General features: G+C 71.4%; 26 protein-coding genes. 11 read left to right on the forward strand and 15 right to left on the reverse strand.

What is annotated here, in order from left to right; all coding sequences use genetic code 11:
- Positions 1-118: 118 nt before the first annotated feature.
- A complete protein-coding gene (locus ACFVT1_RS28435; protein WP_389800445.1) occupies positions 119-790 on the forward strand; it encodes a lysophospholipid acyltransferase family protein in 672 nt (223 codons plus the stop codon).
- Between the two features lie 93 nt (positions 791-883).
- Here the strand turns inward: ACFVT1_RS28435 and ACFVT1_RS28440 are convergent, their stop codons facing one another.
- Complete coding sequence (locus tag ACFVT1_RS28440) at positions 884-2,428, reverse strand: MFS transporter (protein WP_389800447.1); 1,545 nt, start codon at positions 2,426-2,428, stop codon at positions 884-886.
- Positions 2,425-2,976: a TetR/AcrR family transcriptional regulator gene (locus ACFVT1_RS28445; RefSeq protein WP_389800448.1), complete on the reverse strand. Its 552-nt coding sequence runs from the start codon at positions 2,974-2,976 to the stop codon at positions 2,425-2,427. The genes ACFVT1_RS28440 and ACFVT1_RS28445 overlap by 4 nt, the downstream gene beginning before the upstream one ends.
- 84 nt (positions 2,977-3,060) lie before the next feature.
- On the opposite strand from ACFVT1_RS28445, the gene ACFVT1_RS28450 reads away from it, so the two are divergent.
- Positions 3,061-3,585 (forward strand): hypothetical protein, encoded by a 525-nt coding sequence (locus ACFVT1_RS28450; RefSeq protein WP_389800450.1) that lies wholly within the window; start codon positions 3,061-3,063, stop codon positions 3,583-3,585.
- A gap of 166 nt (positions 3,586-3,751) precedes the next feature.
- Here ACFVT1_RS28450 and ACFVT1_RS28455 read toward each other — a convergent pair whose 3' ends face one another.
- The 4 genes from ACFVT1_RS28455 to ACFVT1_RS28470 form a co-directional block, all read right to left on the reverse strand.
- Positions 3,752-4,723, reverse strand: a complete 972-nt coding sequence (locus ACFVT1_RS28455; protein ID WP_389800451.1) for an aldo/keto reductase — start codon at positions 4,721-4,723, stop codon at positions 3,752-3,754.
- 113 nt (positions 4,724-4,836) lie between these two features.
- Positions 4,837-6,270 carry an argininosuccinate lyase gene (gene argH / locus ACFVT1_RS28460; protein WP_389800453.1) on the reverse strand — a complete coding sequence of 478 codons (1,434 nt, stop codon included), beginning with the start codon at positions 6,268-6,270 and terminating at the stop codon, positions 4,837-4,839.
- 88 nt (positions 6,271-6,358) lie between these two features.
- Positions 6,359-7,552 carry an argininosuccinate synthase gene (locus ACFVT1_RS28465; protein ID WP_389800454.1) on the reverse strand — a complete coding sequence of 398 codons (1,194 nt, stop codon included), beginning with the start codon at positions 7,550-7,552 and terminating at the stop codon, positions 6,359-6,361.
- 61 nt (positions 7,553-7,613) lie between these two features.
- Positions 7,614-7,937 carry a hypothetical protein gene (locus tag ACFVT1_RS28470; RefSeq protein ID WP_389800456.1) on the reverse strand — a complete coding sequence of 108 codons (324 nt, stop codon included), beginning with the start codon at positions 7,935-7,937 and terminating at the stop codon, positions 7,614-7,616.
- Here ACFVT1_RS28470 and ACFVT1_RS28475 point away from each other — a divergent pair.
- Both ACFVT1_RS28475 and ACFVT1_RS28480 read left to right on the forward strand, forming a co-directional pair.
- Positions 7,936-8,529 (forward strand): pyridoxamine 5'-phosphate oxidase family protein, encoded by a 594-nt coding sequence (locus ACFVT1_RS28475; RefSeq protein WP_389800458.1) that lies wholly within the window; start codon positions 7,936-7,938, stop codon positions 8,527-8,529. The two genes, ACFVT1_RS28470 and ACFVT1_RS28475, sit on opposite strands and share 2 nt — an antisense overlap.
- 74 nt (positions 8,530-8,603) lie before the next feature.
- Positions 8,604-9,305, forward strand: coding sequence for a L,D-transpeptidase (locus ACFVT1_RS28480; protein WP_389800459.1), 702 nt, complete (start codon positions 8,604-8,606; stop codon positions 9,303-9,305).
- A gap of 25 nt (positions 9,306-9,330) precedes the next feature.
- Here ACFVT1_RS28480 and ACFVT1_RS28485 read toward each other — a convergent pair whose 3' ends face one another.
- The 5 genes from ACFVT1_RS28485 to argC are packed head-to-tail and all read right to left on the reverse strand — an operon-like array spanning position 9,331 to position 14,149.
- Complete coding sequence (locus ACFVT1_RS28485) at positions 9,331-9,867, reverse strand: arginine repressor (protein WP_093541137.1); 537 nt, start codon at positions 9,865-9,867, stop codon at positions 9,331-9,333.
- Between the two features lie 10 nt (positions 9,868-9,877).
- Positions 9,878-11,074 carry an acetylornithine transaminase gene (locus ACFVT1_RS28490; RefSeq protein ID WP_389800460.1) on the reverse strand — a complete coding sequence of 399 codons (1,197 nt, stop codon included), beginning with the start codon at positions 11,072-11,074 and terminating at the stop codon, positions 9,878-9,880.
- Positions 11,071-11,973 carry an acetylglutamate kinase gene (argB, locus tag ACFVT1_RS28495; RefSeq protein ID WP_389800462.1) on the reverse strand — a complete coding sequence of 301 codons (903 nt, stop codon included), beginning with the start codon at positions 11,971-11,973 and terminating at the stop codon, positions 11,071-11,073. The genes ACFVT1_RS28490 and argB overlap by 4 nt, the downstream gene beginning before the upstream one ends.
- Positions 11,970-13,124 carry a bifunctional glutamate N-acetyltransferase/amino-acid acetyltransferase ArgJ gene (gene argJ, locus ACFVT1_RS28500; protein ID WP_389800464.1) on the reverse strand — a complete coding sequence of 385 codons (1,155 nt, stop codon included), beginning with the start codon at positions 13,122-13,124 and terminating at the stop codon, positions 11,970-11,972. The genes argB and argJ overlap by 4 nt, the downstream gene beginning before the upstream one ends.
- Entirely contained in the window at positions 13,121-14,149 is a 1,029-nt protein-coding gene (gene argC, locus ACFVT1_RS28505; protein ID WP_389800466.1) for an N-acetyl-gamma-glutamyl-phosphate reductase, read from the reverse strand. The genes argJ and argC overlap by 4 nt, the downstream gene beginning before the upstream one ends.
- A gap of 322 nt (positions 14,150-14,471) precedes the next feature.
- On the opposite strand from argC, the gene ACFVT1_RS28510 reads away from it, so the two are divergent.
- The 4 genes from ACFVT1_RS28510 (at position 14,472) to ACFVT1_RS28525 (ending at position 18,224) form a co-directional block, all read left to right on the forward strand.
- Complete coding sequence (locus tag ACFVT1_RS28510; protein ID WP_389800468.1) at positions 14,472-15,428, forward strand: GlxA family transcriptional regulator; 957 nt, start codon at positions 14,472-14,474, stop codon at positions 15,426-15,428.
- A 107-nt stretch (positions 15,429-15,535) separates the two neighbouring features.
- On the forward strand, positions 15,536-16,534 hold the full coding sequence (gene gap, locus ACFVT1_RS28515) for a type I glyceraldehyde-3-phosphate dehydrogenase (protein WP_389800593.1): 999 nt from the start codon (positions 15,536-15,538) through the stop codon (positions 16,532-16,534).
- Positions 16,535-16,740: 206 nt separating this feature from the next.
- Positions 16,741-17,238 (forward strand): peptidylprolyl isomerase, encoded by a 498-nt coding sequence (locus ACFVT1_RS28520; RefSeq protein WP_389800470.1) that lies wholly within the window; start codon positions 16,741-16,743, stop codon positions 17,236-17,238.
- Positions 17,239-17,480: 242 nt separating this feature from the next.
- Positions 17,481-18,224, forward strand: a complete 744-nt coding sequence (locus ACFVT1_RS28525) for a Clp protease N-terminal domain-containing protein (protein ID WP_389800472.1) — start codon at positions 17,481-17,483, stop codon at positions 18,222-18,224.
- Positions 18,225-18,553: 329 nt separating this feature from the next.
- Here the strand turns inward: ACFVT1_RS28525 and ACFVT1_RS28530 are convergent, their stop codons facing one another.
- Both ACFVT1_RS28530 and ACFVT1_RS28535 read right to left on the reverse strand, forming a co-directional pair.
- Positions 18,554-19,129 (reverse strand): histidine phosphatase family protein, encoded by a 576-nt coding sequence (locus tag ACFVT1_RS28530; RefSeq protein ID WP_389800474.1) that lies wholly within the window; start codon positions 19,127-19,129, stop codon positions 18,554-18,556.
- 144 nt (positions 19,130-19,273) lie between these two features.
- Positions 19,274-20,743: a PLP-dependent aminotransferase family protein gene (locus ACFVT1_RS28535; RefSeq protein ID WP_389800476.1), complete on the reverse strand. Its 1,470-nt coding sequence runs from the start codon at positions 20,741-20,743 to the stop codon at positions 19,274-19,276.
- Between ACFVT1_RS28535 and ACFVT1_RS28540 the strand changes: the two genes are divergently transcribed.
- Together ACFVT1_RS28540 and ACFVT1_RS28545 are read left to right on the forward strand one after the other, a co-directional pair.
- Positions 20,742-21,728: a DMT family transporter gene (locus ACFVT1_RS28540; RefSeq protein WP_389800478.1), complete on the forward strand. Its 987-nt coding sequence runs from the start codon at positions 20,742-20,744 to the stop codon at positions 21,726-21,728. The genes ACFVT1_RS28535 and ACFVT1_RS28540 overlap by 2 nt on opposite strands.
- Before the next feature lie 135 nt (positions 21,729-21,863).
- The gene (locus ACFVT1_RS28545) at positions 21,864-22,073 is read left to right on the forward strand and encodes a DUF1918 domain-containing protein (RefSeq protein ID WP_389800480.1); all 210 of its coding nucleotides are present in this window, start codon (positions 21,864-21,866) and stop codon (positions 22,071-22,073) included.
- A 105-nt stretch (positions 22,074-22,178) separates the two neighbouring features.
- Here ACFVT1_RS28545 and ACFVT1_RS28550 read toward each other — a convergent pair whose 3' ends face one another.
- Positions 22,179-23,444 carry a glycoside hydrolase family 10 protein gene (locus tag ACFVT1_RS28550; protein WP_389800595.1) on the reverse strand — a complete coding sequence of 422 codons (1,266 nt, stop codon included), beginning with the start codon at positions 23,442-23,444 and terminating at the stop codon, positions 22,179-22,181.
- A gap of 216 nt (positions 23,445-23,660) precedes the next feature.
- On the opposite strand from ACFVT1_RS28550, the gene ACFVT1_RS28555 reads away from it, so the two are divergent.
- Positions 23,661-24,521 (forward strand): 3-hydroxybutyryl-CoA dehydrogenase, encoded by an 861-nt coding sequence (locus ACFVT1_RS28555; protein WP_362210111.1) that lies wholly within the window; start codon positions 23,661-23,663, stop codon positions 24,519-24,521.
- Between the two features lie 96 nt (positions 24,522-24,617).
- Here the strand turns inward: ACFVT1_RS28555 and ACFVT1_RS28560 are convergent, their stop codons facing one another.
- Complete coding sequence (locus ACFVT1_RS28560) at positions 24,618-25,148, reverse strand: NUDIX domain-containing protein (RefSeq protein WP_362210114.1); 531 nt, start codon at positions 25,146-25,148, stop codon at positions 24,618-24,620.
- Positions 25,149-25,163 lie beyond the last annotated feature (15 nt).

A 25,163-nucleotide genomic window follows, 5' to 3' on the forward strand; every position in this document is an offset into this window, starting at 1 on the left:
GTATCCACTCGGTGAACCCGATGTGCGGTAAGCGAGTACCCGCGAGTATCGTCCTCACCTGCATGGACCGTCACGATCCCGCGCCTCGGCCGGCCCGGCCACTACACCGGAGGAACCGTTGTCCCGACACGCACTCATCAAGGCAGTGCTCGGACCGATCTTGCGCCTGATGTTCCGCCCCCAGGTGGAGGGTGTGGAGAACATCCCCGGGGACGGTCCGGTGATCCTCGCGGGCAACCATCTGACGTTCATCGACTCGATGATCATGCCGATCTGCTGCGACCGGCCGGTGTACTACATCGGCAAGGACGAGTACGTGACGGGCAAGGGGCTCAAGGGCCGGGCGATGGCCTGGTTCTTCACGGGCTGCGGCATGATCCCGGTGGACCGGGACGGCGGCCGCGGCGGTGTCGCGGCGCTGATGACGGGCCGTCGGGTACTGGACGAGGGCAAGGCCTTCGCCATCTACCCGGAGGGCACCCGCTCCCCCGACGGCCGCCTCTACCGGGGCCGTACGGGCATCGCCCGGCTGACGCTGATGACGGGTGCGCCGGTGGTGCCGTTCGCGATGATCGGCACGGACAAGCTGCAGCCCGGGGGTACCGGTCTGCCCCGTCCCGGCAAGGTGACGGTCCGATTCGGCGAGCCGATGGAGTTCTCCCGCTACGAGGGCATGGACCGCGACCGCTATGTGCTGCGGGCGGTCACCGACTCCGTGATGGCCGAAGTGATGCGGCTGTCCGGTCAGGAATACGTCGACATGTACGCCACGAAGGCCAAGGCCGCGTGAGCTGACGCACGGCGCAGGACATGCGGAAGGGCCCGTCTCCGGACGGGCCCTTCCGCATGCCGTCCGGCCCGTGCGGGCCGGGACGGCATGCGGCTACTGGTGGACGATGCCCTCCTCCAGCTTCTGACCGCGCAACAGGAACCAGGCGGTGAGGGCCGTCGCCAGCAGGACCGCCGCGCCGACTCCCGCGGCGAGCCGCAGCCCGTCGACGAACGACTCCTGGGCGGCGGAGACCAGCGCGCCCGCCTGGTGCGCCGGAAGGCCGTGGGCCGCTTCGACGGCGCCGCCCAGCGATTCGTGGGCCGCTGCCGCGTTGGCCGACGGGACGCCCTTCGGGGTGACGAAGTCCTGGTAGACACCGGTGACGATGGAGCCGAGCAGGGCGATGCCGAGGGCCGCGCCGAGTTCGTACGCCGTCTCGGAGACCGCGCCCGCGGAGCCCGCCTGCTCCTTCGGGACACTGGAGAGGATCACGTCGGAAGTGACGGTGAAGGCGAAGCCCGCGCCGACGCCGACGACCAGCAGCACCGCGCCGATCAGCGGGTAGGCGGTCTCCTTGTGGATCAGGGTGACCGCGGCGAGCGCCAGGCCGATCGCCGCCAGGCCGCCGGAGACCACGGACCGTACGGAGTAGCGGCGGGCCACCACACCGGCGAGCAGCCCCGCGGTGACCGCGCCGGCGGCCGCGGGCAGTTCGGCGAGCCCCGCCTCCAGCGGTCCGCGTCCTTGGACCAGTTGCAGGAACTGGGAGAGGAAGAAGACCAGCCCGGACAGGCCGAGGATGGTCAGCAGATCCGCGAGGACGGCGCCCGAGAAGCCCCGGTGGTGGAAGAGCCGCATGTCCAGCAGGGGCGCGGGGAGCGTGAGCTGGCGGCGTACGAACCAGCAGAGCGCGGCCAGACCGCCGAAGCCGGCGGCGGCGACGCCCCAGCTCGTGCCGTGCGCGGCCAGCTCCTTGATGGCGTACACGACACCGATCATGCCGATGAAGGAGAGCGCCACGCTGAGCAGGTCCCAGGGGCCCGGCGCCGGATTCTTCGACTCGGGGATCATCTTGGCGCCGACGACCACCAGGACGGCCATGACGGGCAGGTTGATCAGGAAGACCGAGCCCCACCAGAAGTGTTCCAGCAGGAACCCGCCGACGACGGGGCCGACGGCCGCGCCCGCGGAGGCCATGGCTCCCCAGATGCCGATGGCGAGGCTGCGCTCGCGCGGATCGTGGAAGAGGTTGCGGATCAGGGCGAGCGTGGACGGCATCAGGGTGGCGCCCGCGACACCGAGCAGCGCCCTCGCCAGGATCATCATCTCGGGGGTGCTCGCGTACGCGTTGAGCACCGAGACCGCGCCGAAGGCGACGGCACCGGTCAGCAGCAGCTTCTTGCGGCCGATGCGGTCACCGAGGCTGCCCATGGAGACCAGGAGCCCGGCGATGACGAAGGAGTAGACGTCGCCGATCCAGAGCAGCTGGGTGCCGGACGGCTTGAGGTCCTCGGTGAGGAAGGGGGTGGCGAGTCCGAGGACCGTGGCATCGACGGCCACGAGCAGCACCGCGAGGACGAGGACGGCCAGGGCTATCCACCGCCCCGGCCGACGCGGCTCCTGGGCGGTCGGGGCGTGCTGTTCGAGACTGCTCATTGCTCTACGCTCCGGCGTGCGCCGCCGAGCAGCAACTCGGCGATCATGTACTGGAAGTCCTTCCCGGCGACCCGGCCCTCCAGGACGGCCCAGGCCCCGCTGGAGATGAGCCCGTAGAGGGCCTCGGTCAGCCATGCGGGGGTGAGGTCGATACGGAACTCGCCGCGCTCCTGGCCGCGCCTGAAGAAGGCGGAGACCCGGGCGTCGAGCCTGTTCCAGCCCTCGTTCATCTCGTCGCCCTCGAAGAGCTGATTCTCCGTGACGAGGAAGGAGAGGAGTCCGGCGCTCGGCTCGATGGCGGCGACCAGTCGGCGCAGCGCCTCCTCGGAGGTCCCCTCGTCGAGCACGGCGGCGTCCAGAGCCGCTCCGAACTCCTGGATTCCGAGGTTCTCCAATGCCCTGACCAGGGCGTCCCGTCCGGCGAAGTGCCGGTGCAGAGTGGCGCGTCCGATACCTGCGGCTCTGGCGACCTCGTCCATGGTGGCGGTCGATCTGCGGGTCAGCAGGGCGGCTGCGCTGCGCAGCACCTGCTCACGGTCGAGACTCATGAGACAACCATAAGCCATATGAGACATGAATGTCTCACCGTAGACCCGTCGCCCTGCACGGAGGGGAGAGGGGACCATGTCGGCATGAAGCCGCTGCTGCTGATCGACATCGACGGCCCGCTCAATCCGTACGCGGCACTGGCGCGCCGCCCGGTTCCGGACGGCTATGCGAGGCATCTGATGCGGCCGACGGGCTGGGACTACGGGCCTGCGCTGCCCGTCCTGCTCAACCCGCAGCACGGCAAGGCGCTGCGCGGCCTGGCCGGGCGCTACGAGCTCGTCTGGGCGACGACCTGGAAGGACGAGGCCAATGAGTGGATCGGGCCGCGTCTCGGACTGCCCCCGCTGCCGTACATCGACTGGCCGTCGATGCACGGCAGCGCCCCGGGCGGCACCTACTGGAAGACGCAGTACGTCGTGGAGTACGCGGCGGGCCGGCCGTTCGCCTGGGTCGACGACGAGATCTCCCAGCCGGACCGGGACTGGGCCGTCGGGCACGGGGCGGCCGAGGCGCTGCTGATGTGGATCGACCCGTGGATCGGGCTGCTGCCGGGCGATTTCGAGACGCTCGAAGCGTGGGCCGACAGCCGCCGGAGCGGCGGGCACTGAGCCGCCCGCCCCCGGCCGCCCGCCCCGGCCGCTGCCGCCCCCGGACCCGCCGCCCCCGGTCAGTCGTTGAGGACGGTCGGATCGAGGCCGGGGAGGCGGGCCGGGTCGCCGGCCCACCAGTGAGACAGGGGGATGAGCTCTCCTCACCGGCTGCGAGGGCGCCCGTTCAGCTCCACGGCAGGGCGGCGCGGTGCCGCCAGTACGCCTCCGGCTCCTCCACCAGCGCGTCGAGCGAGGCGCGCCGCGCCTCGTCGAGGACGACGACGGCCGCGTGCAGGTTTCCGGTGAGCTGGTTGACGGTCACCGCGCCGGAGAGCACCACTCCGGCCCACGGCTGGTGCAGGACGAGCGCCAGCGCGATCGCGTCGCTGCCCAGGCCGGCCTCTGCGGCGATCTCCCGGACCACGGCGGGGGCATCCGTTCCGGCGAGCCGGCCGTTGGCCATGGCTTCCTTGACGATCACGGTGAGCCCGGCGTCGTGGGCCTCGGCGAGCGCGGCTCCGGCCGAGGTCTCCAGGGCGTTGTAGGTGGCCTGGACGGTACGGAAGAGCGGCTCGCCGTCGACGGTGACGGCCAGGGCGGCCCGGATGGCGTCGGCCTGGGCGGGCCCGCTGGTGGACAGCCCGACGCTGACCCCTTCCGCGGCGAGACCGGCGAGCCGCGCGTGCAGCTCCTTGTCGGTGAGGGCCGGGCTGTCGGCGGTGACCGAGTGGATCTGGTAGAGGTCGAGCCGGTCCCCCAGCAGTGCGCGGGTCTCGGCGCGCTGGCGCAGATAGGTGGCCAGGCTGTGGTCCTTGACCTCGTGCGCCTCGGCCTCCACGCGCCAGTCGGCGGTGTAGGTGTAGCCCCACTTGCTGCCGACGACGACGTCGTCCGCCTCCGGGTGCGCCGTCAGCCAGTCGGCCAGGAACTCCTCCGAACGGCCGTAGGAGCGGGCCGCGTCGAAGTAGCGGACGCCCTGCGCGTAGGCGGCGTCCAGCAGTTCATGGGTGCGCCCGCGCAGCGCGTCGACGCTGCGGTCGGCAGGCAGATCGCGGTCGCGGTGGAGGTTGATGTAGCCGGGCCTGCCGACCGCCGCCAGGCCGAGCCCGATGTGGGCGGTCGGAGTCGTCGCTGTGGCCAGCCGGGCGAAAGGCATCGTGGGCTCCTCGTCGATGGGGTGCACTCCCCCGTCAACGTAACCCAGCCCGGGGAAACCGGAAGGCGGGGAGCGTACGGCCGCTCCCCGCCCCGGTTCCGTCCTCGCCGCCGTCAGTTCTTCGCGGTCGCCCACGTCTCCTGGACGGCGAGGTCCGCCTTGACCTCGGCGAGCTGGACGGCGACGGCGGACGGGGCCGTGCCGCCGCGGCCGCTGCGGGAGGCGAGGGCGCCGGGCACGTCGAGGACCGTGCGCACCTCGGGGGTGAGGTGCTCGGAGATCTTCGCGAACTGCTCGTCGGTCAGTTCGTCGAGCTCGATGCCCTGCCGCTCGCACTCCTTGACGCACTCGCCCGCGACCTCGTGCGCGACGCGGAACGGCACTCCCTGCTTGACCAGCCACTCGGCGACGTCGGTGGCGAGCGAGAAGCCGGCCGGGGCCAGCTGCTCCATGCGCTCCCGGTTGACGGTGAGCGTCGCCATCATCCCGGTGAAGGCGGGCAGCAGCACTTCGAGCTGGTCGCAGGAGTCGAAGACCGGCTCCTTGTCCTCCTGGAGGTCGCGGTTGTACGCGAGCGGGAGGGCCTTCAGCGTGGCCATGAGGCCCGTCAGATTGCCGATCAGCCGGCCGGACTTGCCGCGGGCCAGCTCGGCGATGTCCGGGTTCTTCTTCTGCGGCATGATCGAGGAGCCGGTGGAGAAGGCGTCGTGCAGGGTGACGAAGGAGAACTCCTTCGTGTTCCAGATGATGACCTCCTCCGCGATCCGGGAGAGGTTCACGCCGATCATCGCGGTGATGAACGCGAACTCGGCGACGAAGTCGCGGGAGGCCGTGCCGTCGATGGAGTTGCCGACGGAGCCGCGCTCGAAGCCGAGGTCGGCGGCGACCGCCTCCGGGTCCAGCCCGAGGGAGGAACCGGCGAGCGCGCCGGCGCCGTACGGGGAGACGGCGGTCCGCTCGTCCCACTGGCGCAGCCGCTCGGCGTCCCGGGAGAGGGACTGCACATGGGCCAGGACGTGGTGGGCGAAGAGCACCGGCTGGGCGTGCTGCAGATGCGTACGACCGGGCATCGCGACGTCCGGGTGTGTCTCGGCGAGGCCGACCAGGGCGCTCTGGAGCTCGGCGATCAGACCGCCGATGATCCGGGCGTGATCGCGCAGGTACATCCGGAAGAGCGTGGCGATCTGGTCGTTCCGGGACCGGCCGGCCCGCAGCTTGCCGCCGAGGTCCGGGCCGAGCCGCTCCAGCAGGCCACGCTCCAGCGCCGTGTGCACGTCCTCGTCGGCGACGGTGCCGGTGAACGAGCCGTCGGCGACATCGGCTTCGAGCTGGTCGAGACCGGCGATCATGCGGTTCAGCTCGTCCTCGGTGAGCAGACCCGCCTTGTTCAGGACTCGCGCGTGGGCGCGGGAGCCGGCGATGTCGTACGGCGCGAGCCGCCAGTCGAAGTGGACGGAGGCGGACAGCTTGGCCAGCGCCTCGGCCGGACCGTCGGCGAAGCGGGCGCCCCAGAGGCGTACGTCGCTGTTGCCGTTGCCGTTGCTCACTGCGTGCTCCTCGGAAGGACAAGGGGGTGGATGTGCGACCGCCTCCCCGCACGGAGGGTCGGGGAGGCGGTGACGTAACTACTGGGGATCAGGCGAGGTCACGCTTGGCGGCGATCTTCGACGAGAGGCCGAAGATCTCGATGAAGCCCTGCGCCTTGGACTGGTCGAACGTGTCGCCCGAGTCGTAGGTGGCGAGGTTGAAGTCGTAGAGCGACTGCCCGGACTTCCGGCCGGTGACGACGGCGCGGCCCGCGTGCATGGTCATCCGGATGTCGCCGGTGACGTGCTGGTTGGCCTCGTTGATGAAGCCGTCCAGGGCGCGCTTGAGCGGCGAGAACCACAGGCCGTCGTAGACCAGCTCGCCCCAGCGCTGCTCGACCTGCCGCTTGTAGCGGGCCAGCTCGCGCTCGACGGTGACGTTCTCCAGCTCCTGGTGGGCGGTGATCAGCGCGATCGCACCCGGGGCCTCGTACACCTCACGGGACTTGATGCCGACGAGGCGGTCCTCGACCATGTCGATCCGGCCGATGCCCTGGGCGCCGGCCCGCTGGTTGAGCTGCTGGATCGCCTGGAGGACGGTGACGGGCTTGCCGTCGACGGCCACGGGCACGCCCTCCTTGAAGGAGATGACGACCTCGTCGGCCTCGCGCGGGGTGGCGGGGTTCTCGGTGTACTCGTAGATGTCCTCGATCGGCGCGTTCCAGATGTCCTCCAGGAAGCCCGTCTCGACGGCGCGCCCGAAGACATTCTGGTCGATGGAGTACGGGGACTTCTTGGTGGTCGCGATCGGGAGGTTCTTCTCCTCGCAGAAGGCGATCGCCTTGTCCCGGGTCATCGCGTAGTCGCGGACCGGGGCGATGCACTTCAGGTCGGGGCCGAGCGCGGAGATGCCGGCCTCGAAGCGGACCTGGTCGTTGCCCTTGCCGGTGCAGCCGTGGGCGACGATGCCCGCGTTGTGCTTCTTGGCGGCGGCGACGAGGTGCTTGACGATGGTCGGCCGGGACAGGGCGGAGACCAGCGGGTAGCGGTCCATGTAGAGGGCGTTGGCCTTGATCGCCGGGAGGCAGTACTCCTCGGCGAACTCGTCCTTGGCGTCCGCGACCTCCGCCTCGACGGCACCGCAGGCGAGCGCGCGCTTGCGGATGACGTCCAGGTCCTCGCCGCCCTGGCCGACGTCCACGGCAACGGCGATGACCTCGGCGCCCGTCTCCTCGGCGATCCAGCCGATGGCGACGGAGGTGTCCAGGCCGCCCGAGTAGGCGAGTACGACGCGCTCGGTCACGGGTTTCTCCTTACGGTGCAATCACTGATGGGTATAACTATGCAGTCCTCCGTATGCTTTGTCAAAGGTGCAGGTGGGAGTGGTGTGTCGCGAGGCCGGTGCGAGGTGCCGTCGACCATGGCGGGCTCGTCGCCGAGCCTGACGGAGGCATCAGGTGCGCGTCGTCGCCCAGCGGCGTGACGCCCGGGACGTGTCCCCGGGCGTGCGGGGCGGGGCCCACGGACACGGGCCGGCCGACGAACCGGCCGCCGTGTTGGCGCGGGAGGTGGAGCAGGCTCTCGTCCCAGCCGTCGGACAGCTTCCGCGGGTCTGTGCGCACCGCCGCCGTGCCGTCGAGCGAAACGACCTGTTCCTCATCGGGGCCGGCGACGAGAATGGCCGCCATGGGAAAAACGTACAAGCGAATCGACGGACGGATCAGGACCTTCATCGAAGAGCAGCACATCTTCTTCACGGCGACCGCGCCCCTGGACGGCGAGGGCACGGTCAACCTCTCCCCCAAGGGCGTCAGCGGCTCGTTCGCCGTCATCGACGAACTCACCGTGGCCTACCTGGACTTCGCGGGCAGCAATGCCGAGACGGTCGCCCATCTCCGCGAGAACGGCCGCATCACGCTGATGTGGTGCGCCTTCCAGGGACCGCCGAACATCCTGCGGGTGCACGGCCGCGGCGAACCGGTCTTCCGTGACGATCCGCGCTTCGGCCCGCTGCTCGGCCGCTTCCCCGAGGTGGACCCCGGCCCGCACGGGCTGCGCGCCATCATCGTGGTGAGGGCCGATCTGATCCGGGACACCTGCGGATTCGCCGTGCCCTTCATGTCGTACGACGAGGACCGGCCACTGCACGCCAAGCGCTTCGCCCGCGAGGACGACGCGTCACTCAGTGCCTACTTCGAGAAGAAGGAGCACGTCGCGACGAGCATCGACGGGCTGCCGGGGCTGCCGCTCCCGCTGCCGGCCATGCCCGGCGCGGAATGAGACGCGGGAGGAGATTGAGCCGTACGGAGCAGATCGGCGGGTGACACCCCGCGGGACGGTCTAGCGTCCGCGGCATGCGCAGACCTCTCATGATCGGCTCGGTACTGCTCGCGCTGGCGGGCTCGGTCGCGGCCCGGCCCGCCGCGGCTCCGGCCCTGCCGGTACGGCTGGCCGACACCGGCGGCGGCACCCAGTTGATCACGGCCGAGGCCCCGGCCGCGGGGTCCGTCACGGGCACCGTCACCTGGTGGAATCTGCGCCGGGGCACCTGGGTGAAGGGGGGCTCCGCACCGGCCCGGTTCGGCGCGAAGGGCCTGGCCGAGGGGGCGTCCCGCAAGCAGGGCACCCACACCACGCCCACCGGCCTGTACGACCTGCCGTACGCCTTCGGGACCAAGGCGGCACCGGCCGGCACCGCCCATCCGTACCGCCGGGTCAACAGCCGGTCGTGGTGGTGCGAGGACACCGGGGCGCGGGCCTACAACCGCTGGGTGGAGCCCCGGCCCGCGGACTGCCGGGCGGGCGAGGCGGAGCACCTGATCGCGTATCCGACGCAGTACGCCCGCGCACTCGTCATCGGGTTCAACTACGAGCGCCCGGTGCGGGGGCGTGGCGCCGGGATCTTCCTCCATGTCAACGGCCGTGGCGCGACCGCCGGTTGCGTGTCCGTACCGGCGGCCGCGATGGACCGGATTCTCGACTGGGTGGATCCGGCCCGCCGTCCGCACATCGCGATCGGGACCCGTTCGGGCCCGACCGCGATCACCCGCTACTGACGGCCCCGGGACAACTCCGGGCCGCTCAGCGCTCGTTCTGGGCCAGTCGCAGCAGGTGGTCGGCGAGGGCCTGGCCGCCCGCCGGGTCGCGACTGATCAGCATGAGGGTGTCGTCGCCCGCGATGGTGCCGAGGATGTCGTGCAGTTCGGCCTGGTCGATGGCCGAGGCGAGGAACTGGGCCGCGCCCGGCGGGGTGCGCAGCACCACGAGGTTGGCCGAGGCCTCCGCCGAGATGAGCAGTTCGGCGGAGAGACGCCGCATCCGCTCCTCCTTCGCGGACCCGCCCAGCGGTGCCTGCGGGGTGCGGAATCCGCCCTCGCTCGGCACCGCGTAGATCAGCTCGCCGCCGGTGTTGCGGATCTTCACCGCGCCCAGCTCGTCCAGATCTCGGGAGAGCGTCGCCTGGGTGACGCTCAGCCCGTCGTCGGCGAGGAGCTTGGCCAGCTGGCTCTGCGAGCGCACCGGCTGCCGGTTCAGGATGTCCACGATCCGGCGGTGGCGTGCGGTGCGGGTCTGCGGCACGGACGGCCCGCCGTGCTCGGTCTCCTGCGCCTCGGTCATCGTCGTCGCCTCATTCTCCGGATCGTCCGTCCCCTTTTGCCGCGTCGAGAGCGCCGGGCAGCGCCCGGAGGAACGCGTCCACCTCCGTGTCACCGATGATCAGCGGCGGCATCAGCCGCAGGACATCGGGGGCGGGTGCGTTCACCAGGATTCCGGCACTCTGAGCCGCCTGTTGCGCCTGGGGCGCGAGGGGCTCGGTGAGCACGATACCCAGCAGCAGTCCGGAGCCGCGGACATGGGAGACCAGAGGGTGCCCCAGGGCCTCCACTCCGTCCCGGATCCTCTCGCCGAGCCGCTTCACCCGGTCCAGGGCACCGTCGGCCGCCAGGGTGTCCAGAACGGCGAGGCCGGCGGCGCAGGCGATCGGGTTGCCGCCGAACGTCGTGCCGTGCTGGCCCGGCTTCAGCAGCTCGGCCGCCGGGCCGAAGGCGACGGTCGCGCCGAGCGGCAGCCCACCGCCGAGACCCTTGGCGAGGGTGACGATGTCGGGGTCGACGCCCTGGTGGGCCTGGTGCTCGAACCAGTGGCCGCAGCGGCCGACACCGGTCTGCACCTCGTCGAGGACGAGCAGGGTGCCGGTGGCCCGGGTGATCTCGCGGGCGGCCTCCAGGTAGCCCTTGGGCGGCACGACCACGCCGTTCTCGCCCTGGATGGGCTCGATGATCACCAGCGCGGAGTCGGTGGTCACGGCGGCCCGCAGCGCCTCTGCGTCCCCGTACGGGACATGGGTGACCTCGCCGGGCAGCGGCTCGAAGGGCTCGCGCTTCCCGGGCTGGCCGGTGAGCGCGAGTGCGCCCATGGTCCGGCCGTGGAAGCCGCCGTCGGTGGCGACCATGCGGGTCCGTCCGGTCAGCCGGCCGATCTTGAAGGCTGCCTCGTTGGCCTCGCCGCCCGAGTTGGCGAAGTAGACCCGGCCGTCGCGGCCGAAGAGCTGGAGCAGCCGTTCGGCGAGCGCGACGGGCTGCGGCGCGATGAAGAGGTTGGAGACATGGCCGAGGGAGGCGATCTGGGTGGAGACCGCCTCGACGACGGCGGGGTGGGCGTGGCCCAGCGCGTTCACCGCGATACCGCCGACGAAGTCGAGGTACTCGGTGCCGTCGGCGTCCCACACATGGGCGCCCTCGCCGCGGACGAGGGAGAGCGGAGGGGTGCCGTAGTTGTCCATCAGGGCGTGCTGCCAGCGCTGCGACAGCTCCTGGTTGCTCATGACTCCCCCTGTGCGTCGGGCACGACCATCGTGCCGATTCCTTCGTCGGTGAAGATCTCCAGCAGGATCGAGTGCTGGACCCGGCCGTCGATGACACGGGCGGTCTCGACGCCGTTGCGTACGGCGTGCAGGCAGCCCTGCATCTTCGGCACCATGCCGCTGGACAGCTCGGGCAGCAGCTTCTCCAGCTCGGTGGCGGTGAGACGGCTGATCACGTCGTCGCTGTTGGGCCAGTCCTCGTAGAGGCCCTCGACATCGGTGAGGACCATCAGCGTCTCGGCGTTCAGCGCGGCGGCGAGTGCGGCGGCCGCGGTGTCGGCGTTGACGTTGTAGACGTGGTCGTCGTCGGCGGAGCGCGCGATGGAGGAGACGACCGGGATCCGGCCGTCGTCCAGCAGCGCCTGGATCGCCCCGGTGTCGATGGCGGTGATCTCGCCGACCCGGCCGATGTCGACGAATTCGCCGTCGATGGTCGGCCGGTGCTGGGTGGCGGTGATCGTGTGGGCGTCCTCGCCGGTCAGGCCGACGGCGAGCGGGCCGTGCTGGTTGAGCAGGCCGACGAGCTCGCGCTGGACCTGTCCGGCCAGCACCATCCGTACGACGTCCATCGCCTCGGGGGTGGTGACGCGCAGACCGGCCTTGAACTCGCTGACCAGGCCCTGCTTGTCGAGCTGGGCACTGATCTGCGGGCCTCCGCCGTGCACGACGACGGGCTTGAGGCCGGCCTGCCGCAGAAAGACGACGTCCTGGGCGAAGGCCGCCTTCAGGTCCTCGTCGACCATGGCGTTGCCGCCGAACTTGACGACGACGGTCTTGCCGTTGTGCCGGGTCAGCCAGGGCAGCGCCTCGATGAGGATCTGCGCCTTCGGGAGTGCGGTGTGCTTCCGCGCCGTGGTCATGAGCTGTACGCGCTGTTCTCGTGGACGTAGTCGGCGGTGAGGTCGTTGGCCCAGATGACGGCCGACTCGGTGCCGGCGGCCAGGTCGGCGGTGATCTTCACTTCCCGGTAGCGCATGTCGACCAGGTCGCGGTCCTCGCCGACGCCGCCGTTCTTGCAGACCCAGACGTCGTTGATGGCGACATTCAGCTGGTCCGGCTCGAAGGCGGCCTTCGTCGTACCGATCGCGGACAGGACGCGGCCCCAGTTGGGGTCCTCGCCGTGGATCGCGCACTTGAGGAGGTTGTTGCGGGCGATGGAGCGGCCCACCTCGACGGCGTCGTCCTCGGTCGCGGCATTGACGACCTCGATCCGGATGTCCTTGGAGGCGCCCTCGGCGTCACCGATGAGCTGCCGGGCGAGGTCGGCGCAGACGGCCCGTACGGCCTCGGCGAACTCGCCCTGTTCCGGGGTGATTCCACTGGCGCCGGAGGCCAGCAGCAGCACGGTGTCGTTGGTCGACATGCAGCCGTCGGAGTCGACCCGGTCGAAGGTGGTGCGGGTGGCGGCGCGCAGCGCGGTGTCCAGCGCCGGGGCGTCCACGTCGGCGTCGGTGGTGAGGACGACCAGCATGGTGGCGAGGCCCGGGGCGAGCATGCCCGCGCCCTTGGCCATGCCGCCGACGGTCCATCCCTCGCCGCCCGCGACGGCGGTCTTGTGGACGGTGTCGGTGGTCTTGATCGCGATGGCGGCCTTCTCGCCACCGTGCTCGCTCAGCGCGGCGGCGGCGGTCTCGATGCCGGGCAGCAGCTTGTCCATCGGGAGCAGCGTCCCGATCAGCCCGGTCGAGGCGACCGCGATCTCGCCCGCGCTGTGACCGGTGAGGATCTCGGCGGCCTTCTCGGCGGTGGCGTGGGTGTCCTGGAAGCCCTGCGGCCCCGTACAGGCGTTGGCGCCACCGGAGTTGAGCACGACGGCGCCGACCTCGCCGCCCTTGAGTACCTGTTCCGACCAGAGGACGGGGGCGGCCTTGACCCGGTTGGAGGTGAAGACGCCCGCGGCGGCGCGACGCGGGCCGTTGTTGACCACGAGGGCCAGGTCCGGGTTACCGCTCTCCTTGATTCCCGCGGCGATGCCCGCCGCGGAGAACCCCTGTGCTGCCGTGACACTCACGGTGCGACTCCGATCGTGGAAAGACCCGTGTCCTCGGGAAGTCCGAGGGCGATGTTCATGCTCTGCAGGGCGCCGCCGGCGGTGCCCTTGGCGAGGTTGTCGATGGCGCTGATCACGACGATCCGGCCCGCCGCCTCGTCGTGGGCGACCTGGATCTGCACGGCGTTGGAGCCGTATACGGACGCGGTGGCGGGCCACTGCCCCTCGGGGAGCAGCTCGACGAACGGCTCGTCGGCGAACGCCTTCTCGTACGCGGCCCGGACGGACTCGGCGCTCACGCCCGGCTTCGCCTTCGCGCTGCACGTGGCGAGGATGCCGCGGGGCATTGGCGCCAGGGTCGGCGTGAAGGAGACGGTGACCGGTTCACCGGCCGCCGCGCTGAGGTTCTGGATCATCTCGGGCGTGTGCCGGTGGACCCCGCCGACGCCGTACGGGGACATGTTGCCCATCACCTCGGAGCCGAGCAGATGCGGCTTGGCCGCCTTGCCCGCCCCCGACGTGCCGGACGCGGCGACGATCACGGCCTCGGGCTCGGCCAGCTGGGACGCGTACGCCGGGAAGAGCGCGAGCGAGACGGCGGTCGGGTAGCAGCCGGGCACCGCGATGCGCTTGGTCCCCGCCAGCGCCGAGCGCCCGCCCGGCAGTTCGGGCAGTCCGTAGGGCCACGTCCCGGCGTGCGGCGAACCGTAGAACTTCTCCCAGTCCGCGGCGTCCTTGAGCCGGAAGTCGGCGCCCATGTCCACGACGAGCACCCCGTCGCCGAGCTGCTCGGCGACAGCGGCGGACTGCCCGTGCGGAAGGGCGAGGAAGACGACGTCGTGCCCGGCGAGGACCTCGGCCGTGGTCGGCTGAAGCACCCGGCCGGCCAGCGGCCGCAGATGCGGTTGCAGGGCACCGAGCCTCTGCCCCGCATTGGAGTTGGCGGTGAGGGCCCCGATCTCGACCTGGGGATGGACCAGCAGGAGACGGAGCAGCTCCCCGCCGGCGTATCCGCTCGCCCCTGCCACCGCTGCACGTACCACCATCGAAATCCTCCTCGTCGATGGCATGACTATACGCAACCCTGCACTTTTATGCAAAGATTCGCGGAGTCATGCGCGCGCGTCCGAGACTAAGCGACCGAGTCGGCCCGTGAGCGGCCGGCTTGGCCCGCCAGGGTGCTGCCGAGGGCCTGGAGGGCCGGAGGCCAGGGGTCCCCTTGATCGCGGATTCGGTCGGATCGGTGGAGGTGGGGCGAGGAGCGGGAGGGGCGGTGGACTGCAACGTGGAAGACGGTCCGGCCGGTCCCGCCTGCCCGGTCCACGCAGCGGGCGTACCGAAGTCGCGCCCCCACGTAACCTCTTTCCCGTGCCAGCCTCCCACCTGCATCGTGTCGCCGTCCTTGTGCTCGAGGGTGCGAAGCCGCTCGATGTCGGAATTCCCGCGCAGGTGTTCACGACCCGCGCGAGCATGCCGTACGAGGTACGGGTGTGCGGCGCGGAATCCGGTCTCGTGACCGGCGGCGACGGCCTGTCGTACTACGTCGCCCACGGCCTCCACGCACTTGAGTGGGCCGACATCGTCTTCGTCCCCGGCTACCGGTTCCCGGACCGCGACGACCCGCCGCAGGCCGTCGTCGAGGCACTGATCGGCGCCCACGACCGGGGCGCGCGGCTCGCCGCCATCTCGACGGGCGCCTTCGCGCTCGCCGCCACGGGCCTGCTCGACGGCAAACGCGCCACAACGCACTGGCATTACGCGCGGGCGCTCGCGGCGAAGCATCCGCTCGTCCAGGTCGACGAGAACGTCCTGTTCGTCGACGAGGGCAGCGTGCTGACATCGGCCGGCGCCGCCTCGGGCATCGACCTGTGCCTGCACATTCTGCGCGGCGATCTCGGGGTGGCCGCGTCGAACCACGCGGCCAGGCGCCTGGTGGCGGCCCCCTACCGCAGCGGCGGTCAGGCCCAGTACGTGCCGCGCAGCGTGCCCGAGCCGCTCGGCGAGCGGTTCGCCGCCACCCGGGAGTGGGCGCTGCACCGGCTCGGCGAGGCCCTCACCCTTGAGGCGCTCGCCCGGCATGCGGCGGTGTCGCCGCGCACGTTCTCGCGACGCTTCGTCGAGGACACGGGGTACACGCCGATGCAGTGGGTCATGCGCGCCCGCATCGACGTGGCCCGCGAACTGCTCGAACGTTCGCAGCGGAGCGTCGAGCAGATCGCCGCCGACGTCGGTCTCGGCACCGGTACGAATCTGCGGCTGCACTTCCGTCGCATCCTCGGCACCACGCCGGGCGACTACCGGCGCACCTTCACCCAGGGCGAGTAGCCCGCCACCACCACGTGGCGCGATCCTTTCGGACCGTGGCGATCGCGCCGCTGTCACCGGCGGACGCTGCACGCGAATCTGAGGGCGAACCCGAAGGGACACCACTCATGACTCGCATCGCCATCAACGGATTCGGCCGCATCGGACGCAATGTGCTGCGCGTGCTGCTCGAACGCGACAGCGACCTCGAGGTCGTCGCCGTCAACGACCTCACGGAGCCCGCCACCCTCGCGCGGCTGCTCGCCTTCGACACGACGGCGGGGCGGCTCGGTCGCCCGGTGGATGTCGACGGGGACGCCCTCGTCGTCGACGGCCGTCGCATCACCGTGCTCGCCGAGCGTGAACCGGCGCAGCTGCCATGGGCCGAGCTCGGTGTCGACCTCGTGCTTGAGGCGACCGGCCGCTTCACATCGGCCACGGCCGCCCGTGCCCACATCGACGCGGGCGCGAAAAGGGTACTCATCAGCGCGCCGGCGAACGGCGCCGATGTCACGCTCGCGTTCGGCGTCAACACCCACGCGTACGACCCGGCGGTGCACACGATTGTCTCGAACGCCTCGTGCACGACCAACGCGCTTGCGCCGCTGGCCGCGGTGCTCGACGATCTCGCCGGCATCGAGCACGGCTTCATGACGACGGTGCACGCCTACACGCAGGAGCAGAACCTGCAGGACGGTCCGCACCGCGACGCCCGCCGCGCCCGCGCCGCCGCTGTCAACATCGTGCCGACCACCACGGGCGCCGCCAAGGCGATCGGCCTCGTGCTGCCGAACCTCGACGGCAGGCTGTCGGGCGACTCGATCCGCGTGCCGGTTCCGGTGGGCTCGATCGTCGAACTCAACACGACTGTCACCCGCGACGTGATGCGCGAGGACGTACTGGCGGCGTACCGCGCCGCGGCGGAGGGGCCGCTCGCCGGCATCCTGGAGTACTCGGACGACCCGCTCGTGTCGTCCGACATCACCGGCAATCCGGCCTCGTCGATCTTCGACTCGGCCCTCACCCGCGTCGACGGCCGCCACGTCAAGGTGGTCGCCTGGTACGACAACGAGTGGGGCTTCTCGAACCGCGTGATCGATACGCTCGATCTCCTCGCCACCAGCTGACCGGAAGCCGGGTGATCGAGGTCCACCGGGTCCGTGACGCCGCTCTCGTGACCGAGCGCTTCCCGGCGCGCACCCGGCACCCCGGCCGCCTCGCCCCGCGGCTCACCGCCCAGCAGGTCACCGAACGCGTGGCCACCGTCCGCGCCGACGGGCTCCGCACCCTGCCCGCGCGTCGGCTCCGGTGGTGCCGATGTCAGGATGGTCCCATGACGAGCAACGTTTACTTCGACATCACCATCGACGACCAGCCCGCAGGGCGGATCACTTTCAAGCTGTTCGACGACGTCGTCCCCAAGACCGCGGAGAACTTCCGCGCGCTGGCGACCGGCGAGCAGGGCTTCGGCTACAAGGGTTCGTCCTTCCACCGGGTCATCCCCGACTTCATGCTCCAGGGCGGCGACTTCACCCGCGGCGACGGCACCGGCGGCAAGAGCATCTACGGAGCGAAGTTCCCGGACGAGAACTTCAAGCTCTCGCACACCAAGCCGGGCCTTCTGTCCATGGCCAACAGTGGCCCCAACTCCAACGGCTCCCAGTTCTTCGTCACGACCATCGTGACGTCGTGGCTGGACGGCAAGCACGTGGTGTTCGGCGAGGTCGCCGACCAGGAGAGCATGGACCTGGTCAAGAAGATCGAGGCCCTGGGTTCGCAGAGCGGCCGCACCTCGGCGAAGATCACCATCGCGGACAGCGGCACCGTCTGAGCCGTACACCGCATCGCTGCACGAGCGCGCCGCCCGACGGTCTCCGTCGGGCGGCGCGCTCCGTCGTACCGGACGGGCGGAAGTTCGACCCGGCCCCGGCACCGCGTCCTGTGCGTGCCGGTCCACCGGGAGGGCTGCGTCTTCTGTACGGGACTCCGGTGATCCCGCGACGGCCCGGCCCCCACACATCCATCGTCAACCTCGGGTTGACGGATACCCCACTGTCAACCTACGGTTGACGCATGGTGAATCCCGTGGGCATGACCCATCCCGTACGCCTCGACGACCTGATCGAGGCCATCAAGAAGGTCCACACCGACGCCCTGGACCAGCTCTCCGACGCGGTCATCGCGGCGGACCACCTCGGTGACGTGGCCGATCATCTGATCGGGCACTTCGTGGACCAGGCGCGGCGCTCGGGCGCCTCCTGGTCGGAGATCGGGAAGAGCATGGGGGTGACCAGGCAGGCGGCCCAGAAGCGGTTCGTCGCCAAGAACCCCGGCGACCTCACGGCCCTTGACCCCAGTCAGGGGTTCAGCCGCTTCACCGAGCGCGCCAGGAACGTGGTGGTGGCCGCGCAGAACGAGGCCCGCGCCGCACACAACGACGAAGTACGCACCGAGCACCTGGTGCTGGGGCTGCTCAGCGAGCCGGAGGGGCTGGGCTTCGCGTTCGTCAAGGCCCAGGGCATCACGGCGGAGGCCGTGCGCCGGGCCGCGACCGACGCGCTCCCGGCCGCGGCCGACGAACTGCCGGAGCTCACCCCTTACGACGCGGGGGCGCGCAAGGCGCTGGAGCTGACGTTCCGGGAGGCCCTGCGGATGGGCCACGACTACATCGGCACCGAGCACATCCTGCTCGCCCTGCTGGAGCAGGAGGACGGCTCGGGGGTACTGACGGATCTCGGCATCGACAAGGCGACCGCCGAGCAGGGCATCGCCGAAGCCCTCACGCTCCTGACCGCCTCTCCGGACGAGAAGGCCTGACCGGCAGGGCCGGACGCGGCGGGGACCGGCGCCGGTCGTGCCCTGCCAAGGCGACCGGTCCTGGGCAAGTGCCGCCGGGCCCGGCGCCGGTCGCGCCCCGTCGAGGCGGGGCCGGTGCCGGTCGGGCGGGCAGGAGGGCGGTGCGAGGGGTGCGCCGCCCCCGGTACGGCGGCGGTCGTCCGGTGGACGCGGGACCGGTACCGGCCCGGTGGCCTCCCTCGCCCCGGACCCGCCCGGTGGTACTCGCGGCGGGTGCGCAGCGCACCGACGGCCGGGCAGGCGGCAAGACACGGCGTCCAGGGGGTGCGGCGTCCACGGAGGTGTGGCGGTCAGCGGGCCCCGGCTTCGAGCCGCAGGCTCCAACGGCCCGGCCCACCGTCGAGCGTGACCGTGGACAGCGGCCGGACGTCGACGTTCCAGTACGTCGACGGCGGGGCCTTGAGCGCGTAGACGAGGGCGGCCCGGACGACCGCCGGTTCGGCGACGGCGACGATGGAGCCGTCGCACGGGGGGCGGGTGTCCAGCCAGCCCCCTATCCGCGAGATGAAGGCGAGCAGCGGTTCGCCTCCGTGCGGGGCGCTGCGCGGGTCCGCGAGCCAGGCGTCGACGGCCGCGGGTTCGCAGGCCGCGACATCGGCGAGGGTGCAGCCGCGCCAGCGGCCCATGTCGCAGTCGCGCAGGGCGGGCTGGACGAGCGGAGCGTAGCCGAGCGCCTCGCCGGTTGCGCGGCTGCGCGGGGTCGGTGAGCAGTAGCGCAGCTCGGCGGCGCCCAGGGGCACCAGGGCGTGCGCGGCGAGCTGCACCTCGTGCCAGCCCGCGTGGTCGAGCGGCCGGTCGTCGTCGAAGCGCTCGGCGAGCAGGGCGGAGCCGCGCGCCGCGGCGACGAGCGAGACTCGAACAGTCATGGCGGTGATCGTGGATCCGAACGCCACGCGGGTCAAGAGGGCCTTCGCAGGCACTTCCGGCCGGGCAGGAACAGGGGCGTCCGCGGATGCGGTCCTTCGGCGGCTCGAAGTCGTCTCTCCCGTAGCTCCCGCGGGTTCCCTCGCTCACGGCGGGAGCTCTCCCGCGTAACCGGTCAGGGCTTCGTCGCAGGCGGTGCGCAGGCGGCGGACCCCCTCGGCGATCTCGGCCGCCCCGGCCACCGCGGCGAAGCTCAACCGGATCTGCGCGGACGGGGGTTCGGCACAGAAGTACGGGCGGCCGGGCGCGACGGCCACGCCCGCGCGCAGGGCGGCCGAGACCACCGCGGACTCGTCCGTACCGGCTTCCGACTCGGGCAGGCGCAGCCACAGGCTGCCGCCGCCCGCGGGAATGTGCGGGACCGCCAGGGCCGGGAGCTCCCGCCGCAGGGCCGTCGTCAGGGCGGTGCGCCGGTTCCTCAGCTCGGTCGACACGGAACGCAGATGGTGTCCCCACGCCGGGGAGCCGACCAGTTCGAGCGCGGCCTCCTGGAGCGGCCGGGGTACGAAGAAGCTGTCGACGACCTGGATGGCGCGCAGCCGGCCGAGCACCGGACCCCGGGCGGCGAGCGCGCCCACCCGCAGGCTGGGCGAGGCGACCTTGGTGAGGGAGCAGACGTGGACGACCACGCCGTCGGGGTCGTCGGCGGCCAGGGGCGCGGGCAGTGGTCCGGCGTCGTCGTGGACCAGGCGGCGGGCGAAGTCGTCCTCGATGACGAAGGCCCCAGCGGCCCGGGCGATCCGCACGACCTCGCCGCGCCGTGCGGGTGCGAGGACCGCCCCGGTCGGGTTCTGGAAGAGCGGCTGGCAGACGAAGACGCGGGCGCCACTGGCCCGGAACGCGGCGGCGAGCAGCTCCGGACGTACCCCGTCGGCGTCGACGGGCACCGGTACCGGCCGCAGTCCGGCGGCCCGCGCGGCGGCCAGCATCCCCGGGTAGGTGGGCGACTCGACCAGGACCGGGGCGCCCGGAGGGGCGAGGGCGCGCAGCGCGGTGGTCAGCGCGCTCTGGCCGCCCGCGGTGATGAGTACGTCGGCGGCGGTGAGTGCGGGCCCGATCTCGCGGGCGAACCAGGCCCGCAGTTCGGTCAGGCCGTCGGTGGGCGGGCGGCCCCAGGCGCCGGGGCGGCGCCCGGCCCTGGCGAGGGCGGCGGCGAGCGCCCGCTCGGGCTGGAGCGAGGGGTGGAGGTAGCCGCCGTTGAGCTCGATGACACCGGGCGGCGGTGCGGCGAGCGTGGCCAGGACACCGGAGGCGTCGACGGTGCGCGGCACCGCTTCGCGACCGCCGTCGCCGCTGAGGGTGACTTCCTGCCAGGAGGTGTCGCCCGGCGGAGGCACATCGGTACGGGGCTGCGCCCGGAAGGCGCCGGAGCCGGGCCGTGTCACGACCAGGCCCTCTGCGGCGAGCTGGGCAACGGCCCGGGAGACGGTGACGGGACTGACCCGGAAGCGCTCCACGAGAGCCCGACTCGACGGCAGCTTTCCACCGGGTGAGTAGCGGTTCAGTTCGCCGCGGAGAGAATTGACCAGTTCAGCGACGCTGCTACGCTCGTACATGAAAGCTGATGATAGCGCTACTCCCAGCGACACGATAGCGGTCGGTGCGTCGACGACCGAACCGGCGGCGCGGCCGGCAGCCGGAAGAGCAGCCGGGTCAACAGCCGGTACGGCGAACCGCGGCGGCGTGGTCCTCGCCGGGCTCGGTGTCGTCGCCTTCTCCCTGACCTTCCCGTCCACGGCCTGGGGCCTGGAGAGCTTCGGCCCCTGGTCGCTGGTGGCCCTGCGCACCCTGGTCGCCGCGGCCATCGCGGGCACCGTGCTGAGGGCGGGGCGGGTACCGGTACCGGACCGCCGGCACTGGCCCGGACTCCTCGTCGTCGCCGCAGGCGTGGTGGCCGGCTTCCCGCTGCTGACCACGCTGGCCCTGCGGACCTCGACGACCTCGCACGCGGCCGTGGTGGTGGGACTGCTTCCGCTGACCACCGCGGTGTTCTCCTCGCTGCGGACCGGGGCGCGGCCGCCCCGCGCCTTCTGGGTCTCGGCGCTCGCCGGGGCGGCGGTGGTGATCGCGTTCACCGTGCAGCAGAGCGGCGGCGAGCTGTCCGGCGGTGATCTGTATCTGTTCGGTGCGCTGCTGGTGTGCGCGGCGGGCTACACCGAGGGCGGCAGGCTCGCCGGGGTCATGCCGGGCTGGCAGGTGGTCGGCTGGGCGCTCATCGCCTCGCTGCCGTTGGCGGTGGCGGGGGCGGCGGTCGCGCTGCCCCTGGAGCCGGTGCGGTTGACCGCGCACGGAGTGATCGGGCTGGTCTGGGTGGCGGCCGTGTCCACCTTCCTCGGCCTGTACGTCTGGTACCGGGGGATGGCGGAGATCGGGGTGCCGAGGGCCAGCCAGCTCCAGCTCGCGCAGCCGTTGCTGACCCTGGTGTGGTCGTTCCTCCTGCTCGGCGAGGAGGTCTCCGGGGCGGCGCCGGTGGCGGCGGTCGCGGTGCTGGTCTGCATCGCGGCAACCCAGCGCGCGATGCGCGCCCGGCGCCCGAGGTGAAACGGCGTCCGGGGTGAAACGGCGTCCGGGCGAGACGGGGTCCGGGGCGAGCCCCTGCACGCTCCACCGGGCGAAGTCGCTTTTCGGACATAGACTTGTCGACATGGACCGCCACCCGTGAGGAGGTCACTCCAGATGGAGGCACACGCGGGCGACCGGCTGCTGACGCACGGCAGGACCGTGGGACAGCACGACCGGGTCGCAGAGATCGTCGAAGTGCTCGGGGCCGGGGGCACTCCCCCGTACCGCGTCCGCTTCGAGGACGGACACGAACACCTGATTTCGCCCGGTCCCGACAGCGTCGTCCAGCACAAGAGCCGCAAGCAGACACCGAAGAGGCCGTAACAGCCTCCGGCGGACGGCGCTGCTCCTCACTCCGGGCCCCGGTCGGGCCGCCGGATTTTCCGTCGGCCCGCCCGCAACAGCGGTACGCCCACACCGCCGCTTCTGTCAGCGGGGTGGGCGCGCCCTGTTGCGGTAGTGGTCGGCCACCACCCGGGCCATCGTTCCGATCCGGTCCGTCACCACGTCCTTGCCAGAGAAGTAGACGTGGCCGCGCACCTGGTCGTAGCCGGCGGCGAGGTGGAGGTGGCGGGAGAGTTCGGCCGGGTCCTGCCAGGCGGCGGGCTGCGCGGGGTCACCGGCCTTGTAGAGCGCCTCGCCGACGAAGAGGTCGACGCCCGTGCCCCGCACGACCTCGCTCCACCAGGGCAGCAGCTTGGCGTAGTCGGCGGCGGCGAAGCCGATGTTCCAGTAGATCTGCGGGCAGATGTAGTCGATCCAGCCCTTCTTGACCCAGCCGCGGGTGTCGGCGTGCAGGTCGTCGTAGGTCTGCACGCCCGCCTTCGTGTCGGAGCCGAGCGGATCGGTCGCGGCGTTGCGCCACACCCCGAACGGGCTGATCCCGAACTGGACGTTCTTCTTGATCTTCTTGATCCGCTCGGCGGTCTCGCGCACCAGCTTGTCGGTGTTGTCGCGCCGCCAGGCGTCCTTGTCCGGGAAGCCGGCGCCGTACTTCGCGTACGTGGCGTCGTCGTCGAAGACCTGCCCGGCCACCGGGTACGGGTAGAAGTAGTCGTCCCAGTGCACGGCGTCGATGTCGTAGCGGCGGACCGCGTCCAGCATCGCGTCCTGGACGAAGCGGCGGACCTCGGGGATTCCGGGGTTGTAGTAGAGCTTCCCGCCGTAGGGCAGGACCCAGTCCGGGTGCAGCCTGGCGGGGTGGGTGGCGGCCAGCCGGGACGGGTCGGTGTGGTTGGCGACCCGGTACGGGTTGAACCAGGCGTGCAGTTCCAGGCCGCGACGGTGCGCCTCGCGGACGGCGGTGCCCAGCGGATCCCAGCCGGGGTCCTTGCCCTGGACCCCGGTGAGGTACTGGGCCCATGGTTCGTAGGGCGAGGGCCACAGCGCGTCGGCGGTCGGCCGGACCTGGAGGATCACGGCGTTCAGCCGCAGGTCGACGGCCTCGTCGAGATACCCGATCAGCTCGGCCTGCTGCTCGGCCGGCGTCAGTCCGGGCGCGGAGGGCCAGTCGAGGTTGGCGACGGTGGCCACCCACATCCCGCGCAGCTCACGCCGGGCGACCCGGTGACCGCCCTTGCGCGGCGGTGCGCCCGCACGCCCGGAACCGGCCTGCCGGGACGGAGCCGCGAGCGCGTCACCGGCGATGGCGACGCTGCTCACCACCCCCGCGACCACCCCGGCCGCACCCGCCACAAAGCCTCTTCTGGCCATTTGCCGCATTTCGTTGCACCTGCCGTCTCTCTGTCATCGTCCGCCGCCCCTGCATTCAGGCGTAACGCAGAGCATGCCCGCCCCGGCCCGCGATGACCCGTAGGCCGCGGAGTAACGTCGGGGGGTCGGGGCGGGCACCGGAATCAGACGGGAACCTGCGACACGGAGAACAGCGAAAGGCACGAGGTGACGGACTCTATGGCCGACATTGCACGCGTCGGAGTGGTGGGCTGTGGCCAGATGGGTGCGGGTATCGCAGAGGTCTGCGCCCGCAGCGGTCTTGAGGTCATGGTGGCCGAGACCACCGGCGAGGCGCTGGAGATCGGCCGCACCCGGCTGCACAACTCCCTCTCGAAGGCCGCCGAACGCGGAAAGATCACCCCGGAGGAGCGGGACGAGACACTCGCTCGTCTGAGCTACACCACCGACCTCGGGGAGTTCGCCGACCGCGATCTCGTCATCGAGGCCGTCGTGGAGAACGAGCAGGTCAAGACCGAAATCTTCCAGGTGCTCGACCAGGTGGTGACCCGGCAGGACGCGATCCTCGCCTCGAACACCTCCTCCATCCCACTGGTGAAGCTGGCCGTGGCGACCTCTCGCCCGGACCAGGTCGTCGGCATCCACTTCTTCAACCCGGCCCCGGTGCAGAAGCTCGTCGAGCTGATCCCCGCCCTGACGACGTCCGACGAGACGGTGAAGCGCGCCGAGGCCCTCGTCCAGGACGTCCTCGGCAAGCACCCGATCCGCGCCCAGGACCGCTCGGGCTTCGTCGTCAACGCGCTGCTCATTCCGTATCTGCTCTCCGCGATCCGGATGTTCGAATCGGGAATCGCCAGCCGCGAGGACATCGACAACGGCATGGAGCTCGGCTGCGCCCACCCGATGGGCCCGCTGAAGCTCTCCGACCTGATCGGTCTGGACACCGTGGCCTCGGTCGCCGATTCGATGTACGCGGAGTTCAAGGAGCCGCTGTACGCCGCTCCCCCGCTGCTCCAGCGGATGGTGGACGCGGGCCGGCTCGGGCGGAAGACGGGGTCGGGGTTCTACCCCTACTCCTGATCCGTCCGCGTGTGCCCGTACGGGGCCGACCGGGGCACCCCCGGTCGGCCCCGTACGCGCTTCAAGCGGTGTCACCCCAGCCGCGAGCGCGCGGTGTCACCCCAGCCGCAAGTGATGGAGCATCATCAGCCCGGCCACCATGCCGGCGGCCGGAACCTCGCCGCGGGCGATCATGTCGGGCACCAGTTTGAGCGGTATCCACTCGCGGCGCGAGGATTCGAAGTCGTCGCCGGGGTGGCCGGTCCAGGTCGCCTCCTCGGACCAGTAGAGGTGGTGCCGGGCGTCGGTGAGACCGTTCGACGGCTCCACGGTCAGCAACGGGCGCAGCGGGCCGGGGCGCCAGCCGGTCTCCTCCTCCATTTCCCGGGCCGCGGCGGCCGCGATGTCCTCGCCGTCCTCGACGACGCCCGCGGCGAGTTCCCAGCCCCAGCTGTCGGTGATGAACCGGTGCCGCCACAGCAGCAGCACCTCGTTGGCCTCGTTGACGACGGTGGCCGCCGCGACGGGGCGGAGCCGGATGAGGTAGTGGTCGAGATGGCGGCCGTCGGGGAGGACCACATCCGCCAGATTGACCCGGAACCAGCGGTTCTCATACACAGTTTGTTCGTTCAGGTTCGCCCATTGCACAGTTCTGCCACCTTC

The organism is Streptomyces sp. NPDC057963, assembly GCF_042887155.1.
Taxonomy (GTDB): Bacteria; Actinomycetota; Actinomycetes; order Streptomycetales; family Streptomycetaceae; genus Streptomyces.

Excerpts from the sequence above, each read along its gene's own strand:
- ACFVT1_RS28540 (WP_389800478.1), top strand. The coding sequence starts at position 20,742 with ATGAAAGCTGATGATAGCGCTACTCCCAGCGACACGATAGCGGTCGGT.
- ACFVT1_RS28445 (WP_389800448.1), bottom strand. The coding sequence starts at position 2,976 with ATGAGTCTCGACCGTGAGCAGGTGCTGCGCAGCGCAGCCGCCCTGCTG.
- ACFVT1_RS28530 (WP_389800474.1), bottom strand. The coding sequence starts at position 19,129 with ATGACTGTTCGAGTCTCGCTCGTCGCCGCGGCGCGCGGCTCCGCCCTG.
- ACFVT1_RS28545 (WP_389800480.1), top strand. The coding sequence starts at position 21,864 with ATGGAGGCACACGCGGGCGACCGGCTGCTGACGCACGGCAGGACCGTG.
- ACFVT1_RS28485 (WP_093541137.1), bottom strand. The coding sequence starts at position 9,867 with ATGACCGAGGCGCAGGAGACCGAGCACGGCGGGCCGTCCGTGCCGCAG.
- ACFVT1_RS28475 (WP_389800458.1), top strand. The coding sequence starts at position 7,936 with ATGGGAAAAACGTACAAGCGAATCGACGGACGGATCAGGACCTTCATC.
- ACFVT1_RS28555 (WP_362210111.1), top strand. The coding sequence starts at position 23,661 with ATGGCCGACATTGCACGCGTCGGAGTGGTGGGCTGTGGCCAGATGGGT.
- ACFVT1_RS28455 (WP_389800451.1), bottom strand. The coding sequence starts at position 4,723 with ATGCCTTTCGCCCGGCTGGCCACAGCGACGACTCCGACCGCCCACATC.
- ACFVT1_RS28535 (WP_389800476.1), bottom strand. The coding sequence starts at position 20,743 with ATGTACGAGCGTAGCAGCGTCGCTGAACTGGTCAATTCTCTCCGCGGC.
- argC (WP_389800466.1), bottom strand. The coding sequence starts at position 14,149 with ATGGTGGTACGTGCAGCGGTGGCAGGGGCGAGCGGATACGCCGGCGGG.
- ACFVT1_RS28480 (WP_389800459.1), top strand. The coding sequence starts at position 8,604 with ATGCGCAGACCTCTCATGATCGGCTCGGTACTGCTCGCGCTGGCGGGC.
- ACFVT1_RS28450 (WP_389800450.1), top strand. The coding sequence starts at position 3,061 with ATGAAGCCGCTGCTGCTGATCGACATCGACGGCCCGCTCAATCCGTAC.
- ACFVT1_RS28525 (WP_389800472.1), top strand. The coding sequence starts at position 17,481 with ATGGTGAATCCCGTGGGCATGACCCATCCCGTACGCCTCGACGACCTG.
- ACFVT1_RS28440 (WP_389800447.1), bottom strand. The coding sequence starts at position 2,428 with ATGAGCAGTCTCGAACAGCACGCCCCGACCGCCCAGGAGCCGCGTCGG.
- ACFVT1_RS28490 (WP_389800460.1), bottom strand. The coding sequence starts at position 11,074 with ATGAGCAACCAGGAGCTGTCGCAGCGCTGGCAGCACGCCCTGATGGAC.
- argB (WP_389800462.1), bottom strand. The coding sequence starts at position 11,973 with ATGACCACGGCGCGGAAGCACACCGCACTCCCGAAGGCGCAGATCCTC.
- gap (WP_389800593.1), top strand. The coding sequence starts at position 15,536 with ATGACTCGCATCGCCATCAACGGATTCGGCCGCATCGGACGCAATGTG.
- ACFVT1_RS28470 (WP_389800456.1), bottom strand. The coding sequence starts at position 7,937 with ATGGCGGCCATTCTCGTCGCCGGCCCCGATGAGGAACAGGTCGTTTCG.
- ACFVT1_RS28520 (WP_389800470.1), top strand. The coding sequence starts at position 16,741 with ATGACGAGCAACGTTTACTTCGACATCACCATCGACGACCAGCCCGCA.